General features: G+C 68.5%; 18 protein-coding genes and 1 pseudogene. 7 read left to right on the top strand and 12 right to left on the bottom strand.

Features of this window, described 5'->3' with window-relative positions:
- Positions 1-84 precede the first annotated feature (84 nt).
- Positions 85-921, top strand: a complete 837-nt coding sequence (locus tag GA0070620_RS00350) for a helix-turn-helix domain-containing protein (RefSeq protein WP_091587346.1) — start codon at positions 85-87, stop codon at positions 919-921.
- A 13-nt stretch (positions 922-934) separates the two neighbouring features.
- Complete coding sequence (locus tag GA0070620_RS00345) at positions 935-1,141, top strand: DUF397 domain-containing protein (RefSeq protein WP_091587344.1); 207 nt, start codon at positions 935-937, stop codon at positions 1,139-1,141.
- A gap of 125 nt (positions 1,142-1,266) precedes the next feature.
- On the opposite strand, the gene GA0070620_RS00340 is transcribed toward GA0070620_RS00345, so the two are convergent.
- From GA0070620_RS00340 to GA0070620_RS32505, 3 genes and pseudogenes are all read right to left on the bottom strand, one after another.
- On the bottom strand, positions 1,267-1,629 hold the full coding sequence (locus GA0070620_RS00340) for a CbrC family protein (RefSeq protein WP_157741471.1): 363 nt from the start codon (positions 1,627-1,629) through the stop codon (positions 1,267-1,269).
- Positions 1,630-1,827: 198 nt separating this feature from the next.
- Positions 1,828-4,359, bottom strand: coding sequence for a LamG-like jellyroll fold domain-containing protein (locus tag GA0070620_RS00335; RefSeq protein WP_091587340.1), 2,532 nt, complete (start codon positions 4,357-4,359; stop codon positions 1,828-1,830).
- A gap of 291 nt (positions 4,360-4,650) precedes the next feature.
- Positions 4,651-4,776, bottom strand: a pseudogene (locus tag GA0070620_RS32505) (LD-carboxypeptidase); the annotation flags it as partial.
- A 1,031-nt stretch (positions 4,777-5,807) separates the two neighbouring features.
- Here GA0070620_RS32505 and GA0070620_RS00325 point away from each other — a divergent pair.
- Together GA0070620_RS00325 and GA0070620_RS00320 are read left to right on the top strand one after the other, a co-directional pair.
- Complete coding sequence (locus GA0070620_RS00325; RefSeq protein ID WP_091587335.1) at positions 5,808-8,327, top strand: S8 family serine peptidase; 2,520 nt, start codon at positions 5,808-5,810, stop codon at positions 8,325-8,327.
- 342 nt (positions 8,328-8,669) lie between these two features.
- A complete protein-coding gene (locus GA0070620_RS00320; RefSeq protein WP_157741470.1) occupies positions 8,670-10,523 on the top strand; it encodes a hypothetical protein in 1,854 nt (617 codons plus the stop codon).
- Between the two features lie 209 nt (positions 10,524-10,732).
- Here the strand turns inward: GA0070620_RS00320 and GA0070620_RS00315 are convergent, their stop codons facing one another.
- From GA0070620_RS00315 to GA0070620_RS00305, 3 genes are read right to left on the bottom strand one after another with little or no spacing between them, the layout of a single operon-like run.
- Positions 10,733-11,524 (bottom strand): DUF5984 family protein, encoded by a 792-nt coding sequence (locus GA0070620_RS00315; RefSeq protein WP_197677509.1) that lies wholly within the window; start codon positions 11,522-11,524, stop codon positions 10,733-10,735.
- Positions 11,517-11,945 carry a hypothetical protein gene (locus tag GA0070620_RS00310; protein ID WP_157741469.1) on the bottom strand — a complete coding sequence of 143 codons (429 nt, stop codon included), beginning with the start codon at positions 11,943-11,945 and terminating at the stop codon, positions 11,517-11,519. Before GA0070620_RS00310 ends, GA0070620_RS00315 begins: the two co-directional genes overlap by 8 nt.
- Complete coding sequence (locus GA0070620_RS00305; protein ID WP_091587328.1) at positions 11,926-12,762, bottom strand: TIGR02452 family protein; 837 nt, start codon at positions 12,760-12,762, stop codon at positions 11,926-11,928. The genes GA0070620_RS00310 and GA0070620_RS00305 overlap by 20 nt, the downstream gene beginning before the upstream one ends.
- Before the next feature lie 571 nt (positions 12,763-13,333).
- Between GA0070620_RS00305 and GA0070620_RS00300 the strand changes: the two genes are divergently transcribed.
- From GA0070620_RS00300 to GA0070620_RS00290, 3 genes are read left to right on the top strand one after another with little or no spacing between them, the layout of a single operon-like run.
- Positions 13,334-13,762 carry a hypothetical protein gene (locus tag GA0070620_RS00300; protein ID WP_091587325.1) on the top strand — a complete coding sequence of 143 codons (429 nt, stop codon included), beginning with the start codon at positions 13,334-13,336 and terminating at the stop codon, positions 13,760-13,762.
- Entirely contained in the window at positions 13,756-13,983 is a 228-nt protein-coding gene (locus GA0070620_RS00295; RefSeq protein WP_091587323.1) for a helix-turn-helix transcriptional regulator, read from the top strand. Before GA0070620_RS00300 ends, GA0070620_RS00295 begins: the two co-directional genes overlap by 7 nt.
- Positions 13,980-14,957: an NAD(P)-dependent alcohol dehydrogenase gene (locus GA0070620_RS00290; RefSeq protein ID WP_091587321.1), complete on the top strand. Its 978-nt coding sequence runs from the start codon at positions 13,980-13,982 to the stop codon at positions 14,955-14,957. The genes GA0070620_RS00295 and GA0070620_RS00290 overlap by 4 nt, the downstream gene beginning before the upstream one ends.
- Positions 14,958-15,239: 282 nt before the next feature.
- Here GA0070620_RS00290 and GA0070620_RS00285 read toward each other — a convergent pair whose 3' ends face one another.
- The 6 genes from GA0070620_RS00285 to GA0070620_RS00265 form a co-directional block, all read right to left on the bottom strand.
- Positions 15,240-16,454, bottom strand: a complete 1,215-nt coding sequence (locus GA0070620_RS00285; protein WP_231922059.1) for a low temperature requirement protein A — start codon at positions 16,452-16,454, stop codon at positions 15,240-15,242.
- A gap of 309 nt (positions 16,455-16,763) precedes the next feature.
- On the bottom strand, positions 16,764-17,309 hold the full coding sequence (locus GA0070620_RS00280) for a CbrC family protein (RefSeq protein ID WP_197677508.1): 546 nt from the start codon (positions 17,307-17,309) through the stop codon (positions 16,764-16,766).
- A gap of 13 nt (positions 17,310-17,322) precedes the next feature.
- Positions 17,323-17,760, bottom strand: a complete 438-nt coding sequence (locus tag GA0070620_RS33110; RefSeq protein WP_197677507.1) for a hypothetical protein — start codon at positions 17,758-17,760, stop codon at positions 17,323-17,325.
- Positions 17,761-18,157: 397 nt separating this feature from the next.
- Positions 18,158-18,907, bottom strand: coding sequence for an ABC transporter permease (locus GA0070620_RS00275; RefSeq protein WP_091587314.1), 750 nt, complete (start codon positions 18,905-18,907; stop codon positions 18,158-18,160).
- On the bottom strand, positions 18,904-19,845 hold the full coding sequence (locus GA0070620_RS00270; RefSeq protein WP_091587311.1) for an ATP-binding cassette domain-containing protein: 942 nt from the start codon (positions 19,843-19,845) through the stop codon (positions 18,904-18,906). Before GA0070620_RS00270 ends, GA0070620_RS00275 begins: the two co-directional genes overlap by 4 nt.
- Positions 19,842-20,276: a hypothetical protein gene (locus GA0070620_RS00265; RefSeq protein ID WP_091597707.1), complete on the bottom strand. Its 435-nt coding sequence runs from the start codon at positions 20,274-20,276 to the stop codon at positions 19,842-19,844. Before GA0070620_RS00265 ends, GA0070620_RS00270 begins: the two co-directional genes overlap by 4 nt.
- Between the last annotated feature and the right edge of the window lie 12 nt (positions 20,277-20,288).

The raw sequence follows: 20,288 nt of genomic DNA, 5'->3' as shown, positions 1-20,288 counted from the left end.
TGCAGCGGTCCTAGCCTTTTGCGCAACTCCCGATTTGGGAGTGTGCCGTTGCGATGTTCGTCCGGTTCCGGAACACTGACCCTCATGACTGGGAGCCCCACCGTCCGTCGTCGGCGCTTGGCCGCCGCGCTGCGCCGTCTCCGCGAGCAGACCGGCATGACCGCCGATCAGGCCGCCAAAGAAGTCGGCATCTCGAAGTCGGCGATCAGCCGTATCGAGAACGCTCAGGTCTCGGTGATGCCGCCGGTCGCCCGCGGCCTCCTTGAGCTCTACGGCGTCGAGGGCGAGGAGGTCGACGCGCTCGTCCAAGTGGCACGGGACGCCCGCAAGCGCGGCTGGTGGCAGGCGTATGACGACGTACTCCCCGACTGGTTCGAGGTGTACGTCGGCCTGGAGGCGGAGGCGTCAGAGATCCGCGCCTTCGAACCGCAACTGGTCCCCGGCCTACTGCAGACCGCCGATTATGCCCGCGCCATCATCCGCGCCGAGCATCCGGACGCACTGACTGACGAGGTGGAGCGCCGGGTCGAGTTGAGAATGCGCCGCCAAACCAACCCAGTACCGCCCAAGCTCTGGGTGGTTCTGGACGAGGCCGCACTACGTCGCCCGGTCGGTGGCGCAGACAACTTCAGGGCTCAACTGCAGCGGCTGGTGGAGGCGGCAGAGCAGCCTGGTCACACCATCCAGATCCTGACCTTCGACGCAGGCGAATACGGCTCGATGGGCAGTGCGTTCAGCCTGATGACCTTCCCGGAGCCAGCTGACCCAGGGGTTGTCTACGTCGAAACCCGCGCGGGTAGCCTCTATCTCGAAGGCCAACAGGTCAGGGAGTACAGCCGAGTCTTCGAGCACCTGGTCGCCACGGCAGCCAGTGCTCGTGAATCGCGCACCCTGATCCAGCGTGCGATCGACGAACTATGAGAGGACGGCGCGGGTGGACGAGGTTGACACGGCCCGCGTGAACTGGCGCAAGAGCACCCGCAGCAACGGCTCCGGGAACTGCGTGGAAGTCGCCGACGACCTGGCCGGCAAGGTCGGGCTACGGGACAGCAAGGACCCCGCCAGCCCGGTACTGACCTTCGCTCCGGCAGCGTGGGCGACGTTCGTCGAAGCCGCCAGGACGGGAACCCTCGGCCGCTGACGGCTGACGGCTGCCGGCGACGCCGGGTCGCCAATGCCACGGCGATTGCCGTGAGAATCGGATCATGGATCAGCGGTTCCCCGGTCCGTACCGTCGTCGTTGCGTCCGATGTCTGCCGTCGCCGGTCATCCGATGTCCCAGGAGGCCAGGTGCACGCCGCAGCGCAGGCACCGGAACAGGTACGCCGTCGGCTCACCGCCGGCATCGACCCGCCGCAGCATCGCGCCGACCTGATCTGCCGGCCACCCGAGCCGGTACAGATCGCCCCGGATCATCTCCAACGCATCAGGGTGGGCGCGTAGCCCCTCGTATCCGGCCGGGCCGAAAAACGCGGCACCGTCGCCGCAGTGATACAGCCAGCTCGGCTGCTGCCACGAGACGTACCCCGGCGTGCGTTGCGTGACCTCCTCGACGGCGAACGGAACGCCCGGGGGCACCTGCGCATCGTTTGGCGTGCCGATCGGGAGGACGATCCACAGGTCCGCCACTTGCTCTACGCTGCCAGCGCATGATCCCCGCTGCCAGGCGAGGGCCACCCGGCGCTACGCGCCCGGGAACCAGCCGGGGCCATCGGTAGCCACAGCGAACCCATCATCAACGGTCCCTGTCGGCGGGGCCATAAACGCCCGTTCGCCGGCACGGGCCGGGAGGGGGCGTCGTCGCCCCCTCCCGGAAAATCCGCAGTGCTACTTTCCGGACTCGTAGAGCGCCGTCACGTCGGCGGCGCTCAGAGCGCGGTCGTAGACGTGCACCTGGTCGATCGTGCCATCGAAGTAGTCGACGGGGTTGCCGCCGAACTTGCCGCGGCCGATGACCAGGGGCCCGGTGGAACCGTCGCCGAGGCAGGCGCTCGCCTGCCCGGCGAGTTGCCCGTCGACATAGAGGCGCAGCTGGCCCGTCGCCGCGTCCCGGACACCGACGAGGTGGTACCACTGCCCGGCGACCGGGGTCGTCGGCGCGAGGGCCCGTACCCCGGCGAAGCTCATCGCGAACCGTCGGTCAGCGCCGGAGTACTGCAGGTAGAAGGCGCTGTTCGAGGCGCCGTCCTGGCTCACCACCGTCTGGAAGGCGCCAGCCGCACTGTCGAGACGCACCCAGGCCGAGGCCGAGTAGCTGGCGGTGGTGTCGAGGATGGTCCTGCCGGTGTCGACGTACTGGTTGCTGCCGTTGAACAGCAGGCCCGAACCTGTCTTGCCGGCCGTCCAGGTGGGCCCGGCGACCAGCCGGCCGTCATTGTTGCCCGCCTCGTCGTTGGCCGTATCGCCGGCATTCTCGTCCAGCGGCCAGTAGCCGACTCCGGTGAGGCCGGGCGTGCCGGGCGGCGGCGGAGGAACGTTCGCGCCGGTACCGTCGGCCGAGCGGATGACCGCCTCGTTCACCGCGCGCACCTGGTCGAAGTCCATCTTCTCGACACGGCGGTCGTACGTGAAGAAGCCGTTGACCTCGTGCTCGACGTCGGTGATCTGGGTGTAGACGCCGGCCGAGACCCCGCAGGTGTTCGCAATGCGCAGCAGGTCGCGTTGGTTCTCCACGTACCGTCGGGTCAGCGTTTCGGAGTCCGGCGCCATCCAGTACGCGCCGCCCTCGCCGAACCACATGTGACCGTCAACCTCGAGGCCCATTCCGCCGTGCTCTCCATCGACGGCCACCCGGTCGGCGGTGGGCAGTGGCGACGCCGGACCGAGGTACTGGTGGTGGTCGATGATATCCCCGCGTCCGGAGTCACCGAGAGAGTCGCAGCAGTTCACTCCGCTGTGCGCGTTGACGAGCCGGGTCGGGTCCTGCTGCTTAACCGAGTCGGCGATGCGGCCGGTGGCTCCCCGGTCCCACTCACCCCAGCCCTCGTTGAACGGCACCCACACCACGATCGACGGATGCGCGGCGTGTTCCCGGATCATCTCGCCGAGCTCGGATTCCCACTGCCGCTGCCACTCGACCGTCGGGCGGCCGGGCTTCGTCGCGGGCATGTCCTGCCACACCATCAGCCCCAGCCGGTCCGCCCAGTAGTACCAGCGGCCGGGCTCAACCTTGATGTGCTTGCGGACGGTGTTGAAGCCGAGCACCTTGTGCTGCTCTAGGTCGAAGCGCAACGCCTCGTCCGTCGGTGCGGTGTTCAGCCCGTCGGGCCAGAAGCCCTGGTCGAGGGTGGACATGTGGAACAGGATCTTGCCGTTCAACGTCATGCGAAGCTTGCCGTCGGCGCCCTTCGCCTTGCCGATCTCGCGCATCCCGAAGTAGGAGCCGACCTCGTCGACGCGCTTGCGGCCGTCGAACAGGCGTACCCGGAGGTCGTAGAGGAAAGGCGAGTCGGGTGACCACAGCTTGGGCTTGACGATGGGTATCGTCAGGTCGGTCCCCGCCGGACCGGCGACGCGGGCGACGGCCTTGCGTCCGTCGTACGCCACGGCCTCGACGGTGAGGCCCTCGGCCCCGGAGGTGGGGTTCGCGCGCAACCGCAGGGACTTGTCACCCAGGTCGGGCGTCAGGTTCAGTGAGTCGATGGCACCCGTGGCCGATATGGGCTCCATCCAGACCGTCTGCCAGATGCCGGAACTGCCCTGGTAGAAGATGCCCCGGTCGCCGACCCGGCGCTGTTTGCCGATTGGCTGGAACGTCGCGTCGGTCAGGTCCTCGGCCCAGACGATCAGCTCCTGCTGCCCGCCGGGCCGCAGTGCGTCGGTGACATCGGCGTCGAAGCCGTCGTAGCCGCCCCGGTGCGTCGCCACCTGGTGGCCGTTGACCCACACCTTCGAGTCGTAGTCGACCGCGCCGAAGTGCAACACCAGGCGCTGACCCCGGCCGACCTGCCACCGCTCGGGCACGGTGAAGGTCCGGCGGTACCACATCCGGTCCTCGTGCCGTTGGATGCCGGAGAGGGCCGACTCGATGGGGTAGGGCACCAACACCCGCTCGGCCAGCTCCCGGCCGACCGGCGGGGCCTCGCCGGCGGCCGCACCGGCGAACTCCCACACGCCGTTGAGGTTCTGCCAGCGGGACCGGGTCAGCTGCGGCCGGGGATATTCGGGCAGCGCGTTGGCGGGTGAGACGTCATCCGTCCACGGTGTGGAGAGTGGCGGTGTTCCCTTCGTCCAACCGGTGTCGGCGGCGTCGGGTTGGGGCGCGGCGGTCACGGCGGTCGGCGCTGTGGTCACGACCAGGACGGCCGCGGTGGCGAAGGCGAGGAATGTCCAACGTCGGCTGGAGGCGCGTCGGGTCATGCGGTCGGCCCTTCGGAAGTGCGGACGGGGGGTGGCGGCTGTCAGTGGTGCGCTCCGAGGGTGGGCGGCCGGGTCACTGGTCGATGCTCCCGGGGCGGGACGTGCCCGCGGCCAGATCCCACCACGCACAGGTCACGGCCGATCACAAGACAACGTTGTTCCGGAAGCGATGTCAATAGATATCGACAAGACTGAGCTGATTCGGCCACCACCGAACACGCTCGAACAGCGGGCATCCCTGGTACTGGCGGGCCGTGGCGGAGACTCGGCCGTTGGGCCCGGTGGACGGTCCTACCGATAGTCGGCGAAAGTTCGACGTTCCATGCCATCAACGGTGATGGCGCCGCCCTGGGAGAGGATCCATTGCGGTCGGGTGTGGCCGAAGGGGATGCCGACGCAGACGACTGCCTCCGGGTTGTAGCGGCCGATGACCTGGTGCTCTTCGGGGGTGCGGACAACGACGGCGGCGGTCCCTTCGACGAGGACGGCGTCGGCGACCTCGACCTGCACCGCAACTACCCGCACAACTGGCCCGTCATGCCGGAGGACGACGCCACCGACCGGAACCTGACCCAGGGCGGCCCCGGCGCGAGTACCCGTTGTCCGAGCCAGAGACCCGACACGTCTACACCTGGCTGATGTCGCACACCAACATCGGCGCCGTCAACAGCACGGACACCCGGGCGCCCAGGCATCTGCGCAGCCCTCGACCTGCGATCCCGTCAAGTGCATGCACTCGACCGACCGCAAGCTCTACGAGCACTTCGAGAAGGCGGGGGTCTCGTTCACCGGCTATCGGCATGATGCGGCCACCGCGCATCACTCTCCTTCACTGGGACTTTGCCGTCTCGAAGGGTCGCGCGGTGGCCGCCTCTCATATACGCAACAAGCCCATCACGGGCAAATCGTACGCGACGTCCGTGGACGCAACCCACGGCCCGGCGCACAGCAGTTATGTGAATCGATATGGACGGTCGCTCAAACCGCTTCTGGTGGACAGATTTTGCCCTCTTGACGAGGGACTTCTGTCGCAGTCTAATTTGGTGACCATACAGGGAGGCCCACTTGTGGGAGCGTTCCAGTTCGCCGTCCTGACGTGGCCGGGGTTCCTTCTGGTCGCGGCTGCCGCCGCAAAGGTGCGCGCACCGCGTCGGTTCGCAATGGCCATTGCCGGTTGCCGGCTTGCGCCGTCTGCATTGCCACTCGCATGGAGCGTTTCCGGCGTCGAAGTCACCGTCGGCACCGGCCTCGTCAGCAGTTGGCATCCGACATTCATGCTTCCGCTCGCGCCGCAGTCGGGACCCCGATCAAGGCCGTCGACATCCGCCGCCTGGTAGCGGCGAAACGGCACATCATTTGTCTCGACCAGCGGGTGTAGAAAATGGCGCTGGGACGCAGCAGGCCGCTCTGGTCCGCCAGAGGTATCGACCCATCGGAAGGAGTCGGAGATGAGCATGAGGTTCGTGAATCGGCGGCAGTTTCTGCGTCGGCTGGGAGGTGTCCTCGCCGCCGGAGGAGGCATCGCCTTGTTTCCGGCCGGGTTCGCCTCGGCATCGTCCAAGAGCGGTCCGACATCGACCCCTGGCCATATCGGCGGCGGGCCGGCATACCCGGGAGACCCCGGCTTTGTCGCCACGAGGCCAGAGGAACTAGCTGCCGCTAAAGCCAGTTGGGAAACGCCGGAATATGGCTATTTTACCGGCCATAATCCTTCCAACCCTGGGACCGCAGTCGATTCCCCATGGCAGCTCGTCGCAGTAAACGCGTCCACCGCCTACGCCCTGGGGTACCGCGGGCAGGGCGTCGCGCTGGGCATGATGGATTCGGGCTACCGGCCTACACACGAAGCATTTCAGACCGGGCTGATCGTTCCGGTGAGAGCCGAGGGTGTATACGGCACGTCCGGCTTCGGGTATCGAAACGCAGCAACCCCGGCGAACCCGTTCACTGCGGGCCAGCCGTTCACTGTGGCCGGCGATCAGGCGAGAACCAGTGACTTCGCGCATGGAACCGGCATGCTTGGGGTTACCTCCGGCATCCGCGATGTCAAAGACCAGCACGGCATCGCCTTTGGCTCGACGATGTATGTCGCCATGACCGGCGGCTCCGATACCCAGTCCCACGGCCCCTTCCACGATTACGTGTACTGGCACACCGCCAACAAGGCCCTGGTCGACGCAGGCGCCCAGGTCATCAACAGCAGCTGGGGCTCTTATGTCCAGACTCTCGACAGGACCCGCTTTGACGGCCTAGGAAACGACCTTGGTGTCAACGGCAACCTCGTCAACGCCTACCAACTGCGTGGCAAAGACAGCGCCAGCGCCACGGCAATGGCGACCATTATACCCAACGAGTACCTGAAGGATCTGGAGTACCAGTACTTCCTCTTCAAGAAGAGCTATTCGAAGGGCGGCATCCAATACAATCCGAGTTACCCCGGACGCTCCTTCATGGATGCCATCTGGGACGTTATCAAGGACAGCGGTACGGTCAACGTAAGGTCGGCCGGCAACAACGACTGGAGCAACCCGTATTTCCGCCCTGCATACCCCTTCTTCAATCCCTCGGCGGAGAAGCAATGGGTAGCCGTCGGCGGGGTGCAACCACCCACTGCGGCCAATCCCGAATACACAAAGCAGTCCGGGTACAACGAGGCGGGGCTCGCCAAATGGTGGACCGTGTCTACCCCTTCAAACAGTGTGCGGACCACGAACAGCGGTGGTGACACCAACTATTCAAACTCGAGCGGCACGTCCCCGGCAACGCCTGTTGCGACAGCGGTGATGGGGGTTCTGCTCTCCCGCTACCCGAACATGGACGCCAAGCAGGTCCGTGAGCTGATGTTCACCACGGCGAATAACAAGATGTCCGACGGTATGAGATTCCTCGGCACCGGGCAAACCTCCCCCTCCGGAGCATCCATCGCCTGGACCGCTCCCGACGGTCTTCCGGACGAACGCTGGGGCTGGGGGATTCCCGATCTGGCCAAAGGCATGTACGGTCCCGGCCAGTTCCTGAGCCCCATGACCTACAACATGGATAAAGCGCCCCTGGACGTCTGGTCGAACGACATCAGCCAAACCGCGATCAAGGAAAGGGAAAGGGAAGATCTGGAGTGGCTGGCGGGCTACAAGGAGCACGGCATTGCCTACGCCGGTGAATTCGGCCCCAACGTACTGAACCCGGACGGCACGCTCAAGGAACAGGCCTTCATGCTTCAGGGCATCTTGGCTGATCCTTACATCCAAGCCATCACTGACGGCCATCCCGAGTTGTACGACAAGATCACCCATGAGGACGCCGTCAAGTGGCGCAAGGAATGGATGGACCAGCGCGCGGCCTACATTCAGAAAAACATCCACCAAAACCTCTACACGGCTTCTCTGACCAAGCAAGGCCCCGGGACGCTGATCATGGCGGGCGACGATACCTACGAGGGCGGAACCACGGTTGAAGGCGGTAAGCTTTCGATCACCGGCTCGCACGCAAGCTCGATCGACGTCAAGGGCGGCACGCTCGGTGGCACCGGTTTCGTGGCAGGCAGCATCGACGTCGACCGCGGTGTGCTGCAGCCCGGTCTGTCGTCCGCGGAAGCGGCGTCCGCGGCGTCCATCACCCTCACCGACGTCGCGCCCGGCAACGTCCTGAACGTCGGCGGCAACGTGACCATCAGCCGAGCGGGTCGTGTCGCCATCACCATCTGCGGCGACCACGACTACACGAGCGTGCGGGCCGCAGGTGACCTGGTGCTGGACGGCGAACTCGCCCTGGACGTTCGCGCGCGCCTCACTCCGGGCGCGGTACTGACAATCATGAGCGGCGACTCGATCCGGGGCAACTTCCATTCCCTGCCGGAGCGGCGGGTCCTCAACGCGGGCCACCACCTGTTCAGGGTGTCCTACCAGGACGCCGATGTGACGCTGACCGTCGTACGGACGCTGCCCGGGGCACGGTCCGGCGACGTCTAGCCGCACGTGGCCCGGCCAGCCAGGCTCAGGTTCGCCTGGGCCTGGCTGGCCGGAGATCGAGACCCTCGCCCACACGGGTGGGCGGCATGAGACGTACTCGGCGTCGGTCACACGATCCGTGACCGCGCTGATCAGCAGGCCAGCCGCTGCCGGCGAGGCGCTGGTCATCGGCGTTCGACAAGCAGTTCTACAAAACAGCGCAACTCCACATGGGCACCAAGGTGGACCGCACCAGGTACGTCGTGCACCTGATCGAACTGGGATGACAGCTGGGACGGCCGTCCGACATGGAATACCGCGTTTTGGTAACGATTGCCCCAAAAGGTGCGTACGGTGCCGGGCATGGGCTCTCGCACTTGGCGTAACCTGTTGGTCGCAGCTTTCGGGATGGGCGTGCTCGCCGGTGCCGGTCAGCTCGGCATCGCGTTCAGCATCGGCATCGTCCAGCTCACCGGCGTCTCCACCGGAGCCAACGTCAACCAGTGGCCCGCCCAGCTCGCCTGGGTGGGCTGGTTCGCGGCACACGCCGCCGTAGCCGGCACGGTCGTCACCGCACGCCTGGCCCGCCGGTTCGGGGTGCTGGAAAGCACCGGCAGATTGGTGGCCATCGCCGCCGCTGCCGCGCTGGGCGCCACCGTCATCGCGCCGCTCTGCGTCCGGCCGGCCCAGGCCGCCGATCGTTTCTCTGTGGACCCGACCTGGGCCCTCGGCATCTGCGTGATCGTCGGCGCGCTGGTCGGCGCGAGTGCCGCGATCGCCGTACTGCTGAAGCCGCCGCTGGGCTGGAACATGGCGGCGGTGGGCGGCGTGGTCTGGCTGCTGGCGCTCATCTCGGTCGTCCCGGCGCTCGCAACCGCCGGGCCGTTGCCCGCCGTACGGATCGGCGTGCTGGAGCAGGCCGGTCTCGACGCCGACGCGGCACACCGCCAGGCTCTCCTGATGCTGCCAGCGGTGGCCCTGCTCGTCGGCGCGGCGACCGGCGGGTTGGCCCGTTGGCGCAGGCATCCGCCTCTGGTCAACGGCGCGACCGGTGCGACCGGCGCGTTGCTGATCGCGTTCGCCTACCTGACCGCCGGTCCCGGCGGCGCCATCGACCGGTACCAGATCACGCCGTACTACGGCGCGCTGCTCGCCGTCGCCGCCGGCGTGCTCGGCTCGGCCGCCGCCACGTTGATCCGCTGGCCGATCCTGTCGCGCACCTCCGAAGAGCGGGTCGTCGAGCCGACCGACATTCTCCGTCCCTTGTCCGACCCCGCCGTGCCGCAGGCCATGACGCCAGGCACTGGCGCGGCCGACGAGCCGGAGCCCGTCGACCTGGCCGGCACGGAGAGGTTCGTCGGCGTGACGGCAGCGACGCACGCGACCGCGGCCGAACCACTTGGCTACGGTGTGCTCGCCCACTCCAGGACGCGGACCGCCGCACCGACGGTAACCGCCGCCTCGGCCGCATCTGGCGACCTCGCCATACCGGCCGACCTCGCCGCACCGGCCGACCTCGCCGCACCGGAGACATCGCAACCGGCGCCCGCGACGGCGGCCCACCTTCCCGCGAGACCCGGTGGGGACGGCTCCGGAACGGCGGGGGCCGACAACATCGAACTCGACGGGGCAACCGCCGCTCCGGGGACGCGCCGTATCTACCAGCCGCCGCAGGCCGACCGGACTCGAGTTCGGGCGGCTCAGCCAGTCGTTCCGGCCTGGCGGGTGCCGCCCACGACCGAGCCCGCTCCGCGCGCCGAGGCAACCGACCCGGCCTGCACGCAGGACAGCGCCGAACCGGCGCTCCCACCTCGGCACCGGCCACCCCTGCCCGACCTGGATCAGGCCGCGAACTGGGATGCCCTCGCGAACGCCCGGCGCGCCGGTACCCGGCCCACGGCCGACGCCGCGCAGGCCAGCCCCGCCGGGGCCGTTCCGGTCGCCGCAGTCCCCGCGCCGGCCGCCCCGGCATCCGTTGGCAAAGCGGAACGGACCAGCAAACGGGCTGGCGGCCGGCTGGGCCTGTTCCGGCGCAACAGATCCCGGGCCGACGCGGACGGCGCAGGCACCCGGCCGGACGGCGAGCCGCTGCCGAGGCAGGACGCGGAGTTCGTCGACTGGGTGAGCCGGCTGGGCAAGCCAGTGGTGGACAGCGAGCCTGCTCGGCAGGGCCCTCACGGATCACTCCACTCGACCAGCCGCCACCACGGCGACTGACCTCCACGGTCAGGCCGCCACCGCTGATCTCAGACGGACGTCAGGTTGTATTCCTCAGCCTCGGTAAGCGGCTCCCAGAACTGGACGACGTTGGCCGCGGCGGTAGGCCCAGTTCGTCGGCCCGCGCCTCATCGAGGACGACTCCGTGCGGGACGAACATTGCGTCGACGTCCCTGGTCACCCGTTTCGCGTCGTAGGCGTCGTGATGGTCATGACGAGCGTCTCAGCAGGGCTGCCCCGGCTCTGATGGCTGTCCAATCGGATTGCACACGCCGGTCCAGAGCGTGCCGCAACCAGGTGGCGCGGTCATGGTGCTCGGCACGCAACGCGGCCAGGTCCAACTCGACATCAGGCAGTACGACGTGCCGCTCTTCCAGCAGGGTGATCCGCTCGTGCATCGCCGCCATCAGGTCACGGTCAAGATCCCGCACGGCGTCGATGAGCTCCTCGGTGGTGAGGACCAGGCGGCCCCGTACCGGGTCGGCGAACGTGACATCGAGGTCCTTCTCGCAGCGTCGGTTCCACCAGTCGACCGTCACCGCGTCGGCACCGTTGATGATGGTGCGCCACCATCGGATCACCGGTGCGTTGCGCAGATAGCCCACGTCAAGAACCCGGTCGCCGTACCAGATTTCGGCGGTGAAGTCTTCCTCGTGCTCACCCCGCTCCGCCCAACTGGTGGAGTCGGCTTCGACGAACGGCACCAGGTCGGTGGGCACCGGCTCGAGTACTGCGGGCAGTAACTGCAGCAGGTCCTCCCACAGCCGAACCACATAGTAGTCGGCGTAGGGCATGCCCTCGTAGCCGTCGGTCTGCCGGCGGCGCACCGTCTGGTCGGAATAGCGCAGCAGCTCGTGACCGTTCAGTTCGATCCAATACCAGCCATCGGTCAGGCCGAACCAGTGCAGCGTGCGCCGCTCTCGGCCCCAGGGATGCACTTGGGCCAGCGGGCGCAGCTCGAACCGGAACCGGATCCGCGGGGCATTGGCAGCCTCAGCCACGCAGACCAGACATGCCCTGCTCGGGACAACGCCTCCCCCGCCTGCGCAGGCGTTGCAGCCTCGCCTCCAGTTGGCCGCCCTGGCCGTCTTCCAGCTGCTGCCGGCGTTCCAGAGCCGCCTCGACGTGGACCCCTAACGGTATGTCCGGCCACTTGCGCCACCGTCGCCGCCGCTTGACGTACAGCGTCTGCTCGACCGCTTCCGCGACATGTTCGTTCATCGAACCCGCTGCTGCGTCGAGCACCTGCCGATCGTGGTGGCGGTTGGACCGGTTCGGGTAGCGCTTGTTACGGCGGATGCTCTTGCGGGAGGCCTTGTCGTTCTCGCCGTAGTTGTTTCGCCGGTCGTGCTCGTAGCTGAGCTGCTTCTTCTCCTGCGGGGTCCGGCGGGCCCTGCGACGCTCACCCACGATCGTCACCACCCGCCGAGTCCACGGCAGATCCCGGAAAGCGTTCCGCGAACGTGCGGTACACGGGTGTGCCCGGCAGGCCGTCGCGGATGGCGAACACCACGTGGTCGAATCGGTCGACCACCCGCAGCGCATCGGCGAACGCACCGGCAACCGTAGCGGGATCGTTGCGGAACACCCCGCACCCCCACGCGCCCAGCACGATCGTCCGATGCCCGTGCGCCGCGGCGACCTCCAGCACCCGCCGGGCACGCCGGGCCAGCACCGCCGGCACATCCCCGGCGCGCTCGGGCTGGTTGCGCACGATTGCGCCGAGATTCGGTGCCGCAGCGGTCAGGAACGACGTCGTGTACGGCTGGTCGAGCAGGTTGCCCTTGTCGTCGCGGAACACCGGCACGTCCGGGGAGTAGATGACACGGTCGCTGTAGCGCAGATCCCGCTGCCCGCGGTGGAACGCGTAGAACTCCGGCGCGGCGAGCAGACACGGGTACAGCGCCGACGAACGAGCGATGCTCTCCTCCTGCGCCTGCGCCCCGCCCAGGAACCCGCCACCCGGGTTCTTCGCCGACGCGAACACCAGACACGCCGCGCCGGGCCCCAGCCGACGAGCCGCCTGCAACGTCGACTCGTACGTCACCTCGACCGTGCCGGCGCCGGGCCCCGCGGCTCCCACCGGGAGCACCTCGTCCGGCAGGTGATGACGAGTGCCGGCAACCGCGGCACGTACCGCCCCGCCGATGACGACGTCGTCACCGGCGCCGTTGCGATAGCGTCCCGCCTCGGCGATCGCCACCGTCTGCCGAGCGATCTCGCGCAGGCGGCCACTCATGCGGTGTACCCGCATGCACCAGGACCAATGGTCTGCACGGTGAGCAAGCTAGGCAGTCCCGCCCCGACCGGCAATCGATTAGTGATCCCTGGTTGCTGTCACCGTACCGCCGGGGGCTCGATATCCCGGTGTTGGCGGCGGTGGGCCGGGTAGCGGTGAGAAGTCAGGCCAGTCGTCGAACCACTGGTCGGCCAGATGCGCCGGGACTTCAGCCCGGGCGGCGAGTTTTATGAGGCGTCGAAGGCCTCCTCTCGCGCAGGCGTCGGTGATCCCGTTTCATGTCGATGCCGGTGAGCGCCTTCACCCAGCTTGCACAACCGGGGGAATCTGCTGGCCACGGCCGCGCTCTGTCACTGGGGCTTCGGTCGGCTCGCCCACCTGCGGCTGGCGACCCACGGGCCCGAACTGCTCATCCAGAGGCTGCACGGCGGTACGCCGGCCGCGGCGAGCGGCCAGCGGGACCTCCTGCTCCACCCCGATCTCGGATCGATGCGATGTAAAAGGTTCTAGACATGATGTCAAAATCGCCATACTCTGGCTGTGTCAAGAATTCTTTACAAGGGAGGCGGCCGTGACACACGAGGAGAAGCGCGCCTGGATCATGCTGGTGGTCAGCGTGGTGGGGTATTCGGTCTATGCCGCCGTCGTCCTGAACCAGGCCGACGGCGGACCGCTCACGGCCACCCCGTACGCCGGTGTTCTGCTGTGGACGGTCGGCGGGGCCATCGTCGCGAACATCGTGGCCGAAATCGGTGTGGGCGTGGTGAACCCGCGCGCTTCCCGGGTCAAGGACGTACGCGACCGGGAGATCGGACGGCTCGGCGACCACGTCGGCCAGGCGTTCGTGGTCATCGGCGCGGTGTCGGCGATGCTGATGGCGCTGGCCAGGTGGGACTGGTTCTGGATCGCCAACGTCATCTACCTGTGCTTCGTCCTGTCGGCGGCGATCGGCTCCCTGGCCAAGGTGATCGTCTACCGCAGGGGCGTCCCGCAGTGGTGAAGCCGACCCGCGTCACGAACAGCATTCGCGCGCTGCGCTTCGCGCACGACGAGATGACCCAGGCCGAGCTCGCCGACCGGATCGGTGTGACCCGGCAGACCGTCATCGCCATCGAGCAAAGCCGCTACTCACCGTCGTTGGAGATGGCGTTCAAGATCGCCCGCGTGTTCGGCGTACGGCTCGACGACGTGTTCCAGTACCCCGAGGAGACGGCACCATGAGGGCCATCGTCCAGGACAGCTACGGCCCAGCCGACGTGCTCCACCTACGCGACATCGACCAGCCGCCCGTGGGCGACAAGGACGTCCTCGTCCAGGTCCACGCCGCCGGCGTCGACCCCGGAGTCTGGATCTTCATGACCGGCCGCCCCTATCTGGCTCGGCTGGCCAGCGGGCTGCGCCGGCCCCGGGTGCCGGTGCGCGGACGGGACCTGGCCGGGGTGGTGGCCGCGGTCGGCGCCCGCGTGACCCGGTTCCGGCCCGGCGACGAGGTATATGGCACCTGTCTGCGCGGCTCGTACGCCGAGTTCGCGAGCGCGCCGGAGCGGCGACTCGCCCACAAGCCGGCCAACGTGTCGTTCGCGCAGGCCGCCGCCGCTCCGGTCTCCGGGATGACAGCGCTGCGCGCGGTCCGCGACAGCGGCGCGGTGCGCCGGGGACACCGCGTGCTGGTCATCGGCGCGTCCGGCGGCGTCGGGGCGCACGCCGTGCAGATCGCCAAGGCGTACGGGGCGACAGTCACCGCCGTCTGCACACCGGCCAGGGCCGCGTTCGTACGCGCCCTCGGCGCCGACGACATCCTCGACTACACCAGCGAGGAGATCGACCGCGACGGCCCGACCTACGACGTGGTCATCGACACCGGCGGCGACCGGCCGGTCTCCCTCCTTCGCCGCGCCCTCACCCCACACGGGACACTGGCGCTGGTCGGCGGAACATACACCAAGGGCCCGGTGCTCAGCGGCTACGACCGGCAGATGGTCCGCGCGCCGCTGCTGTCCCTGTTCGTCGGTCAACGGCTGCGCAGCGTGAGTGCGGTCGAGCGGACCGAAGACCTGAATGAGCTGGGAACCCTCATCGAATCAGGGGTTCTGACCCCTGCGGTCGACCGCACCTATCCCCTGGCCCAGGCTGGCGACGCGATCCGGCACCTGCGGGACGGGCACCCGGCGGGGAAGATCGTCGTCACCATCTGACCCCGTGGCCGTCGCCGCCGCGCCCCGACAGCGCGACGGGTTGGGTCTCCTATCCGTCGGCCGCCTCGGGCCAGAGGCGCGGGACGCGCTCAACACCTGGCACGACAAACAACATGTCAGCCTCCGCGATCGCTTCCGGCAGGTGGTTGACGAGGGTTCTGCCTGCTGACTGCGATCCGACGCACTGGCCGCCTACCTGATGACCTTGGCCAACGGCATTGCCGTCCAGGCTGCGGGCGGCGCTGGTTGCGCGGACCTGTTCGGTGGGGTAGCGGGTACGCGTCAGCGTGGCGGCGAGGCCTGCTCCAATGGGCGTCCGTGGGCTCGGATCGCGTCCGAGACGGCGACGCCGAGCAGGACGGCGGCAGCTGCCGCAGCGACCCCGAGTGGCGGCCGGCCGACCATCACCGGCGCTATGCCCGCGAGGACGAGGATCCCGATCGGCCGCGGCCGGGACACGCGGGCGAAGGCCACGTACTCGAACAATGAGCGCCCGGCGAGGTAGAGCGCGGGCCCGCCGAGGATGGCGCCGACCCAGGCGGGTTTGGCCTGTCCGGTTGGATCCATGAGGACGAGTTCGGAACCGGCTGAGGTGGCGAGGATTCCGGCCACCATGAGCAGGTGGGAAATCTCGGCCGACCGACCGAGCCTGCCTGGGTCGGCAGATGCCGCGATGGCCTCCCCCAAGATCTGGCCGGCCCGGTAGAAGTAGATCCGCCACAGCAACACCGTGGTGAGGAACGACAATGTAAGGGCCAATGTTCGTTCGGCCACGATCGGACCTCGTAGGAGACTCGATCCTGAGGTCAGGATCGTCTCACCAAGCGCGACGATGACGAGCTGCCAGTAGCGTTCGGCCAGGTGCTCGCCCGCCACAGCCCACGGGGACTCCCGTGCGCGACCCAGCCGGGGTACCGGCCAGCCGAGTCTGCCCCCCAGGTAGTCGATCGCCAGGGCCAGCGTCCACAGCAGGTTGCGCGTCAACTCCGGTGCGAAAGCGCCGGTGAGCCACGGGACGGCCGACGCGCCGAACCAGACGAGCGCCAGCATGTTGACGCGGCGCAGAATGTGACCCCGCATGGTGAGTGCGAAGAAGAGGGTGCGGCCCACCTGGATCGCGGCGTACGTGCCCGCGAAGAGCAGGCCGGTCTCGGCGAGAGCCCCGGATATCGCGACCGCCAGGAACAGGCTTCCCAGCATTGTCGCGACGACAACGACCTGGATCGCCGGCTGGAACGGGTCGAATCTGCTGGTTGTCCACGCCGTCTGGGCCCAGATCCACCAGAGGGCCAGGAGCAGCAGCAGTGTCTCGCCGTTTTCCGAAAGGGTAGTGGTCAATGTCTCGGCGACGTGGCCCCTGGTGTAGTCCAGCACCAACTCGTGCACGATCCGGGTGAGCGCGAAGACGTACACCAGATCGAAGAACAGTTCCAGGAAGGTCGGCCGCTGCGGGCTTTCGCGTTTGCGCAGCAGGTTGGCCGCTCTGTTCGTCGTCACTGCTCGCCCGCTTCGTCCGCTCGTCGCTGAAGCAGTCGTACCACGTCGCCGCGCCGTCCACGGATAAGACGCACCTCCTCGTGCCCGCGGGCGAGGCGAGTTCCTCCTCCCCCGCGGCGCCGCCGATCGTGTGCCGGCCGGGCGGGTGACCAAACCAGACTTCGAATCTCGGCTGCAGGCTGCAGCCGATCCAGGCACGCGGTGACGTCCTCGCGCCAGCGCCGGACGTACGCCACGCCATCGGCAACCGGATCCGCCCATCGCCGGCCGACGCGCCGGCGTCGGCTGCCCTGTCCGTGCTGCCGCCGGTCATCCGGCGTCCCAGGAGGCCAGGTGCACGTCACAGTGCAGGCACCGGAACAGGTAGGCCGTCGGCTCACCGGCGGCATCCATCCGCCGCAGCATCGCGCCGACCTGATCCGCCGGCCACCCGAGCTGGTGCAGATCGTCCCGCATCATCTCCAACGCATCAGGGTGGGCGCGTAGCTCCTCGTATCCGGCCGGGCCGAGAAACGCGGCGCCGTCGCCGCAGTGATACAGCCAGCTCGGCTGCTGCCAGGAGGCAAACCCCGGCGTGCGTTGCGTGACCTCCTCGACGACGGCGAACGGAACGCCTGGCGGCACGTTGGTCGCGTCAGTGAACATGCACGGGAAGTCGACCGCGCCCGTCAACGCACGCGCCGCCTCACCCGAGGCGATGCAGTACAGGCACAGCACGTCGGCCTGGCGGCCGTAGATCGGCCCGGCGTACCGCCAGCCGCGCGCAACCCCGCACAGCACGCACGCCTCAACCGTGGGAACCGCGGACCCGGTCGCGACCGGATCGGGGTGGTAACGGAACCGCGGCTGTGTCACCCGACCACTCCTGTCAGACGCGGGCCATGAGGTGACCGCTGGGCGAGTAGTCGATTTTCCAATCGGCGTAGACCCCGAGGACACCGTCGGCGGTGCAGCGCAACCCCACCGACCCCCACCGCACCTCACCGTCCTCACACAGCGTGAACCCCACCGCAACGTCGAACCGCTCACCGCCGCACAGGCAGGCGGCGTCACCGGGATCGGCGTCCTCGGCGACGTCGAGGCCATCGAGCATGACCCACCGGTCACCGCACGGATGGCAGGTACGGTCGGCGTAGCCGGCTTCGTCGTCGACCCGCACCCGGAACTCCGATCCGCCGCACCGCGCACACGCCGCGTGGACGACCCGGGGCACCGGGTAGCCGCCCGCCCGGAACTCGCGCACGTACGCGTCGAGCTCGGCCGCCGCCGTCTTGGGCCGCCGCTGCCCCGACCCGTCGATCGCCATCCGCGCACCATAGCCGCTCTCGTGTCCGGGGCGTCCGGTCGGTGACCGGTGCGAGAACGCCGCGCGACCGATTTCGGGAGGCTACCTGGGGGACCTGGGGCAGCGGACCGCTCGACAGGACACCGCCATCCTGTGGGGCGGCATCGCCAGGTTTCCGAACGGCCTGATCACCGGCGACGCCTCGTCAACGATGGCAGGTGAGCTGCCGCCCGGAGCGTCGACCCGAACGACAGTGCCGGGCGACACGACGACCGCTCCCTGCTGGCGGCGTGCCGGATCGTTCGTGCCCCGGGCGCGGCCCGGATGGCGCAAGCGTGCGGCGCCGCCTCGACGGAGTTCATCTCGTCGAGGCGGCGCCGGGAGGGCACCCGGGCAGGCGGAGGTCAGGTCGCCGAGGTCACGCTCGCTTCGTGAACGTGGACCGCGCCCACAGGTAGCCGACCAGCGCGATGGCGACGCACCAGGCGACGGCGAGCACCGCGTCGGTGGTGTCCGGTGCGCCGCCGAGCAGCCCGCGCGTGGTCTCGATGATCGGGGTGAAGGGCTGGTACTGCGCGAACTGCCGCAGGCCCGGGCCCATCGTCTCGGCGGGGACGATGGCGCTGCTGAAAAACGGCAGCATGACCAGCGGCACCGCGGCCATGCCCGCGGTCTCCGGCGACTTCGCCGACAGTCCCAGCGCGACGGTGAACCAGCCGGTCGCGAAGGCCAGCAGCACGATGACGCCGGACACCCCGAGCCAGTCGAGCGCGCTCGCCGTGGGGCTGAAGCCGAGCAGGAACGCCACGCCGATCAGGGCGGCGATGGCGATCAGGTTGGTGAGCACGCTGGCGATGACGTGGCCGGTCAGCACCGCGCCGCGGGACACGTGCATGACCTTGAAGCGGTTGATGATGCCCTTGGTCATGTCGGAGTTCACCGATGTCGCGGTGCCGCCCAGCCCGTAGCAGACGGCCAGCAGGATCAGGCCCGGTGTCGCGTAGTCGATGTAGTCGACGCCGACGTCGAAGGCGTCACCGAACATGTACACGAACATCAGCATGATGATGATCGGCATCAGGACGGCGTTGAACACCGACGTCGGGTTCCTGATGAGGTGCTTGAGGTTGCGGCGCAGCATCACCAGCGAGTGGGACTTGGCGCTCATTTCGCGTCCACCTCCGTGGTGTGACCGGTCAGGGCGAGGAAGACGTCGTCGAGGTCGGGGGTGTGCACCGAGCACTCCTCGGCGTTGAGGGAGTGCTCGTCGAGGCGGTCCAGCACTTCCCGCAGCGACTTGGTGCCGCCGTCGCCCGGCACCCGCAGCGCGAGTGCCTCGTCGTCGCGGGCCGCGTCGGGGAAGGCCCCCGCGGCCGCGTCGAGTTCGGCGGGAGTCGTGAACCGCAGCCGGATGTGGGTGCCGGGGATCTGGCGCTTGAGTTCGTCGGGGGTGCCCTGGGCAACCAGGCGGCCCTGGTCGAGCACGGCGATGCGGTCGGCGAGCTGGTCGGCTTCCTCCAGGTACTGGGTGGTGAGGAAGATGGTCACGCCGTCGGCGACGAGGTCGCGGATGATCGACCACAGCATGCGGCGGCTGCGCGGGTCCAGGCCGGTGGTCGGCTCGTCCAGGAAGATGATCTGCGGGTTGCCGACCAGGGTCATCGCCAGGTCGAGCTTGCGGCGCATACCCCCGGAGTAGGTCGACGCGGGTTTGCCCGCCGCCTCCATCAGATCGAACCGCTCCAGCAGCCCCGTGACGATCCGCTTGCCGTCGCCGCCGACCGCACGGTTCAGGTCGACCATCAGCTGCAGGTTCTCCTGCCCGGTCAGCAGCTCGTCCACCGCCGCGAACTGACCGGTGACACCGATGGCCGCGCGCACCGCCTTGGCCTCGGTCGCGACGTCGTGCCCGGCCACGCGCACCGTGCCGCTGTCGGCGCCGATCAGCGTGGTCAGTACGTTCACCGTCGTGGTCTTGCCCGCCCCGTTCGGGCCGAGCAGCGAGAACACGGTGCCCGCGCGGACCTCGAGGTCGATGCCGTCGAGCACGACCTTGTCCTTGTACGCCTTCCGCAGCCCCGAGGCCTCGATGGCTGAGGTCGTCATGCGGTCACCTCAGGCGTGGCCGCGGCGGCGTCGAGCGCCGCGATGATCTTGTTGGTCATCTCGGCCACGGTGGGACCGGGCTCGCCCCGCCGGGTCCGGACGGCCGCGTCGAGGGCGACGACGACCGTGCGGCGGAAGTTCGCGGCCTCGGCCGGATCCTGCTTCTCGAGCAGGCGCATCGCCTCCGTCAGAGCAGGCAGTACGCGGTCGGCGATCTCGGCGACCGACTTGCCGTTCAGGGCCACTCCCGTGGACTTCTCGGCGAGTACGTGCCCGACCAGGCCGGTTGCCGAGGCCAGGGCGATGGAGCCGTCAGTCGCGATCCTGTGGGGCGAGCCGCCGGCGGCGCCGGCGGCCGACAGCAGCGTGACAGCGCCGTATGCCGCAGTCCGCAACGTCAGTTTGTCCTGATCAGAGAGGGGGATGGACAAGGTACTCAACTC

Source organism: Micromonospora krabiensis, assembly GCF_900091425.1.
Lineage (GTDB): Bacteria > Actinomycetota > Actinomycetes > Mycobacteriales > Micromonosporaceae > Micromonospora > Micromonospora krabiensis.
Note: the sequence above shows the minus strand (reverse complement) of the source record. Positions and strands in the feature narration are given on the sequence as shown.

Bases quoted from the DNA above. Each gene is read 5' to 3' on its own strand.
- GA0070620_RS33110 (WP_197677507.1), bottom strand. From the start codon at position 17,760: ATGGCGATCGACGGGTCGGGGCAGCGGCGGCCCAAGACGGCGGCGGCC.
- GA0070620_RS00270 (WP_091587311.1), bottom strand. From the start codon at position 19,845: ATGACGACCTCAGCCATCGAGGCCTCGGGGCTGCGGAAGGCGTACAAG.
- GA0070620_RS00320 (WP_157741470.1), top strand. From the start codon at position 8,670: ATGGGCTCTCGCACTTGGCGTAACCTGTTGGTCGCAGCTTTCGGGATG.
- GA0070620_RS00325 (WP_091587335.1), top strand. From the start codon at position 5,808: ATGAGCATGAGGTTCGTGAATCGGCGGCAGTTTCTGCGTCGGCTGGGA.
- GA0070620_RS00305 (WP_091587328.1), bottom strand. From the start codon at position 12,762: ATGAGTGGCCGCCTGCGCGAGATCGCTCGGCAGACGGTGGCGATCGCC.
- GA0070620_RS00335 (WP_091587340.1), bottom strand. From the start codon at position 4,359: ATGACCCGACGCGCCTCCAGCCGACGTTGGACATTCCTCGCCTTCGCC.
- GA0070620_RS00290 (WP_091587321.1), top strand. From the start codon at position 13,980: ATGAGGGCCATCGTCCAGGACAGCTACGGCCCAGCCGACGTGCTCCAC.
- GA0070620_RS00275 (WP_091587314.1), bottom strand. From the start codon at position 18,907: ATGAGCGCCAAGTCCCACTCGCTGGTGATGCTGCGCCGCAACCTCAAG.
- GA0070620_RS00350 (WP_091587346.1), top strand. From the start codon at position 85: ATGACTGGGAGCCCCACCGTCCGTCGTCGGCGCTTGGCCGCCGCGCTG.